This is a genomic window from Aminobacter sp. P4_H6_2 (genome assembly GCF_056400805.1).
In genome coordinates this window covers 1-4,955 of record NZ_JBFUKO010000399.1, presented here as the reverse complement: position 1 = coordinate 4,955, position 4,955 = coordinate 1, and the positions used below count along the sequence as shown (strand labels likewise).

Genomic DNA, 4,955 nt, shown 5'->3' with positions numbered 1-4,955 from the left:
CGTTGTCGCCGAGCATCGGCGGCAGCGGGTCGCCCGGCGCCATGGGGAAGGCTGGAAACGACAATACATTGGTCGGCTTGTCTTTTTGACGCCATTCGGCGTTGAGGCTCTGGATGGCGTCGTCGTCAGTGAAAACCAGGCTCAGCTCGACGCCATCGACGGCCTCCACCTCGGCCTCGGCCAGGGCCGCGGGCACGGCACGGTCGACCAGCGCCCTCAACGCATCTTCACTTGGCCAAGCGCCTTCCTCGATCATCAGGTCGATGTCGAGGCCGCCCTCCGCGACGGAGGACGCCGGTGTCTTCTTGTCAGGCATCACCAAACCGTTCCGATCAACCCTCGGTGCCAAGGCCGCGCGCGACCTTGCCGTCACGGTCATAGGCCCTGACGATCTCGGCGACGAGCGGGTGGCGAACCACGTCGGTGTCGTTGAAGCGCACAGTCACGGCACCCGGCACACCGTCAAGGATGCGCAAAGCTTCGACCAGGCCCGACTTGGTGTTGGGCGGCAGGTCGATCTGGGTCGGGTCGCCGGTAACGATCATGCGCGACCCCTCACCGAGACGCGTCAGGAACATCTTCATCTGCATCGAGGTGGTGTTCTGCGCCTCGTCGAGGATGACGGCGGCGTGCGCCAGCGTGCGGCCGCGCATGAAGGCAAGCGGGGCGATCTCGATGACCTCTGCGGCAATGGCGCGCTCGACCTTGTCGGCCGGCATCATGTCGTAGAGCGCGTCATAGAGCGGACGCAGATAGGGATCGACCTTTTCCTTCATGTCGCCGGGCAGGAAGCCGAGGCGTTCACCCGCTTCCACCGCCGGACGCGAAAGGATGATGCGTTCGACCATGCCGCGTTCGAGCAGCATGGCGGCATGCGCCACCGCGAGATAGGTCTTGCCGGTACCAGCCGGGCCGATGCCGAACACCAGCTCCGACCGCTCGAGCGCGCGCATATAGGCGTCCTGGTTGAGCGAGCGGGCATAGATGGTGCGCTTGCGCGTCGAGATCTGGGCAGCCGCCATCTTGCCCTTGCGCTCAAGTGTCGGCAGCGTCAGCTGGTCGTCGGGGGCAACCGCCATGCGCACAGCACCATCAACGTCGGACTGGGCCACTTCGCCGCCTTTCTGCAGGATGGCATAAAGATGATCGAGCGCGCGGCGCGCCTGTTCGGCTGACGTGGCGCTGCCCTTGATGGTCAGCTGGTTGCCGCGCGAGTGAATATCGACGCCGAGTTTCTGTTCGAGACGGGCCAGGTTCTCGTCGAACTGGCCATAAAGCGCACTGGCTAGCTTGTTGTTGTCGAAGGTCAGTACGATGTGCGCCATGTCAGACGCCCCGGAGGGCAGGTTCTTGAGTTCAGCAGCGCTCAACCGTCTCTCCTCATCTGCCGTACGGCCGCTCAGGCCGTTTCGGCGAACAGGCTGTTGGTGCCTGTCTTCGTGATTCGCACATTGATAATGTCACCGATTTCGCCGGCCTTTTCATCAACAATAACGGGCTGCAGCCAAGGTGAGCGTCCGACGATCTGTCCAGGCTCGCGGCCGGGCTTTTCGATCAGCGTCGAGATGGTCTGTCCGACCAGCCCGTCGGCGAAGGCGTGCTGCTGTTGGGTGATCAACTGCTGCAGCCTTTGCAGCCGTTCGTCCTTGATCTTTTCCTCGACATGGCCGTCCATCTCCGCACCCGGCGTTCCCGGACGCGGCGAATATTTGAACGAATAAGCCGAGGCATAGTTGGTGGCTCGCACGATCTCCATCGTAGCCTCGAAATCCTCATCCGTCTCGCCCGGAAAACCGACGATGAAATCGCCTGACATGGCGATGTCGGGGCGTGCGGCGCGGATGCGCTCGATCAGCTTGAGATAGTCGGCCGCCGTATGCCTCCGGTTCATCGCCTTCAGGATGCGGTCGGAGCCCGACTGCACCGGCAGATGCAGGTAAGGCATCAGCGCGCCCAAATCGCGATGGGCCGCTATCAGCTCGTCGTCCATGTYGCGCGGATGGCTGGTGGTGTAGCGCAGCCTGGCAATGCCGGGGATTTCGGCGAGACGATAAAGCAGCCGCCCAAGGCCCCATTCCTTGCCGTCGGCGCCTTCGCCATGCCAGGCGTTGACGTTCTGGCCCAGCAGCGTGACTTCGCGCACGCCCGCCTCGGCCAGTCGTTCGGCTTCGGTGACGATCTGAGCGACCGAGCGCGACACTTCCGAGCCCCTGGTATAGGGCACCACGCAGAAGGTGCAGAACTTGTCGCAACCCTCCTGCACGGTCAGGAAAGCGGTGACGCCGCGCTTGGCGACCTCGGATTTGCGTGGCTGCGGCAGGTGCTCGAACTTGTCTTCGAGCGAATATTCGGTTTCGACCACCTTCTGCCCGCCGCGCGCCCTGCGCACGACTTCCGGCAGGCGATGATAGGTCTGAGGACCAACGACCAGGTCGACAGCCGAAGCACGGCGAAGGATTTCGCGGCCTTCGGCCTGGGCGACGCAACCGGTGACGCCGACGATCAATTCGCGCCCGCTCTCAGCCCGCTCGGCCTTGAGTTTGCCCAGGCGGCCCAGCTGCGAATAGACCTTCTCCGCTGCCTTTTCGCGGATGTGGCAGGTGTTGAGCAAAATGAGGTCGGCTTCTTCGATGGTCTCGGTCGCCGCATAGCCGTCGGCGGCGAGCGCATCGCTCATGCGCTGCGAGTCGTAGACATTCATCTGGCAGCCATAGGTCTTGATGAAGACCTTCTTGGCAGCGCCCGTTGCCGTCGAGGCCAGTTCCGCTGAGCTTGCCGGGACTATGGTAGAGATATCGTCGAGTTCCATGCGGCGCCTCATAGCGCCTTTCCGAGGCAAAAAACAGCCAGTTTAGGCCGAACGCGCCGGCACCGGCGGCGCGAGCGATTGCAGCATCATTTCGCGCACCCGCTCTTCCATCAGCCGGGTCGCTTCCTTGCGGCTCGACTTGGCCGAAAAATCGATCGGCTCGCCGAAGCGGATTTCGACGTCGAGCCCGCCTTCGGCCAGCAACTGTTTGATATGCGGCACCAGATCCATGTCGCCGATCCAGCTGGCGATTGGGCGGTGCTGGCGGCCCAGCGGGATGCCATGGATGCGGGTATAGGCGATCGATACCGGCTGGATCACGACATGCTCGGCGGCACCCTCGGCAATYGCCATCGAAGCCGCACCAAACAGCGTGCTCTTGAACGGCAGCAAAAGGTTCCCGTCGCCAGTGCTGCCTTCGGCAAACAGCACCACGGCATTGCCGGCGGCAAGGCGCTGGGCGATCTCACTGGCCTGGTCGCCCGACTTGCGCTTGCGCTCGCGCTCGATGAACACGGTGCGCTGGAGACGCGACAGAAAGCCGAAGATCGGCCAGCCGTTCAGCTCCGACTTGGCGATGAAGGTGACATCGACCAGCGAGCCGAGCGCCATGATATCGGTCCAGGAAATGTGGTTGGACGCGATCATCAACGGCCGGGTCTCGACCATCCGGCCTACCATGCGCACGCGCATGCCGAGCGCTCTTAGCATGGCGCGGTGCCAGATCTTCAGGATCACGGTTTCCGGCCACAGGCCGGTCTTCATCGAGATGACCTGCAGTGGCACAAGCACCAGTGAGGCCGCAACCATCCAAGAGAGCGCGAGCCCCGTACGGATCTTTCCGATCATGTAGTGCTCGACGCCTTTTTTAACTGGGCTTCTGGCTAGCGAAGATCGAGCCGCATGACAAGCGCACCGGTCGCCCCTTGCGCCGACTGGTAATAATTCGGGCGCTTGCCGACCTCATGAAAGCCGAAGCGGCGATAAAGGCCGATCGCCGGCGCATTGGTCTCATCTACTTCGAGGAACAGCGCCTCGGCGCGCTGGGCATGCAGTTCGCGCAGCACGGCATCCATCAGCCGCCAGCCCAGGCCGTGCCTGCGATGCGACCGCGAAACCGCGATGGTGAGGATTTCGGCCTCGCCCGCCGCCAGCCGCGCCAGCACGAAGGCAATCGGGGCCTCATTGCCGTGGCCGGTTTCGCGCACGGCAAAACCGAAGACGGTGTCCTGCTCAAGCAGCGACGAAAACTCGTCACCGGACCACGGACGTACAAAATCCTCGCGATGAAGCGGTGCCAATGCCGGGCTGTCATCGCGTGAAAGCGGCTGGAGCGCATAGTCGCGGCGCAACGGCCAGAACGGAAGCTTCATTTCTGTTCCCTCGGCAGCACAAACCCAGCCTGCGGCTTGGCATCAGGCGCCCGAAGATAGACCGGCTTCGGCCGCTCACCTGGCTCTTTGCCGGCAGCGAGGCGCGCATAGGTGCCGATGTCGGCAGTCGCACGCAGCGGGCCGAAGGCGAACGCCTTGTCGACCACGACCGCATCGGCGACAAGCTGAGCTGCGGTGCCGGCCAATGCCATCTGCCCAGACGCGGCGATCTCGGCGGCCTCGGCCAGGCTCAGAACCGCCGGCTCCCGCAAGACGTGGCCGGTCTCATCATAGAGCGCCGCATGGATTTCCTCGCGCCCGGCATCGAGTGCGGCGAGCACGGCTATAGGACCGAGCGCATCGCGCGTTTCCTGGGCGAGCGCTTCCAGCGTGGTGACACCAACCGCCGGGATTTTCAGCGCCAGCGAAAAGCCGCGTGCGGCTGAGACGCCGACACGCACGCCGGTGAACGAGCCCGGGCCGGTGGACACGGCGATAAGTCCGAGATCGGCATAAGCGATACCTGCCTGCCCAAGCGCTTCTTCCACCACGCCCATCAGGTGCTCGGCATGGCCCTTGCCGAGGTCGCGCACGCAGCGGCCGAGTTCCTTGGCAGCACCGGTGTCGTAGACAGAGGCGGCACAGAGGCTTGCGGCACAATCGATGGCGAGGAGGGTCATGGGCGACGCCCTGCAATGGTGAGGAAATCACAGTGCTTGTGCACGCCCCCCTCTGGCCTGCCGGCCATCTCCCCCTCAAGGGGGGAGATCAGG

The 4,955-nt window shown here is 63.9% G+C and carries 6 protein-coding genes; all 6 read right to left on the bottom strand.

Features of this window, described 5'->3' with window-relative positions; all coding sequences use genetic code 11:
* The coding region (ybeY, locus tag AC1DUU_RS22770; RefSeq protein WP_476785657.1) for an rRNA maturation RNase YbeY at positions 1-316 on the bottom strand (316 nt) is incomplete at its 3' end.
* Positions 317-332: 16 nt separating this feature from the next.
* Positions 333-1,325 (bottom strand): PhoH family protein, encoded by a 993-nt coding sequence (locus AC1DUU_RS22765; RefSeq protein WP_476785658.1) that lies wholly within the window; start codon positions 1,323-1,325, stop codon positions 333-335.
* A gap of 74 nt (positions 1,326-1,399) precedes the next feature.
* Positions 1,400-2,809 (bottom strand): tRNA (N6-isopentenyl adenosine(37)-C2)-methylthiotransferase MiaB, encoded by a 1,410-nt coding sequence (gene miaB / locus AC1DUU_RS22760; RefSeq protein WP_476785656.1) that lies wholly within the window; start codon positions 2,807-2,809, stop codon positions 1,400-1,402.
* A 42-nt stretch (positions 2,810-2,851) separates the two neighbouring features.
* On the bottom strand, positions 2,852-3,658 hold the full coding sequence (gene olsA, locus AC1DUU_RS22755) for a lyso-ornithine lipid O-acyltransferase (RefSeq protein WP_476785655.1): 807 nt from the start codon (positions 3,656-3,658) through the stop codon (positions 2,852-2,854).
* A gap of 35 nt (positions 3,659-3,693) precedes the next feature.
* A complete protein-coding gene (locus AC1DUU_RS22750; protein ID WP_476785654.1) occupies positions 3,694-4,182 on the bottom strand; it encodes a GNAT family N-acetyltransferase in 489 nt (162 codons plus the stop codon).
* Positions 4,179-4,862 (bottom strand): tRNA (adenosine(37)-N6)-threonylcarbamoyltransferase complex dimerization subunit type 1 TsaB, encoded by a 684-nt coding sequence (gene tsaB, locus AC1DUU_RS22745; protein ID WP_476785653.1) that lies wholly within the window; start codon positions 4,860-4,862, stop codon positions 4,179-4,181. The genes AC1DUU_RS22750 and tsaB overlap by 4 nt, the downstream gene beginning before the upstream one ends.
* Positions 4,863-4,955: the final 93 nt, after the last annotated feature.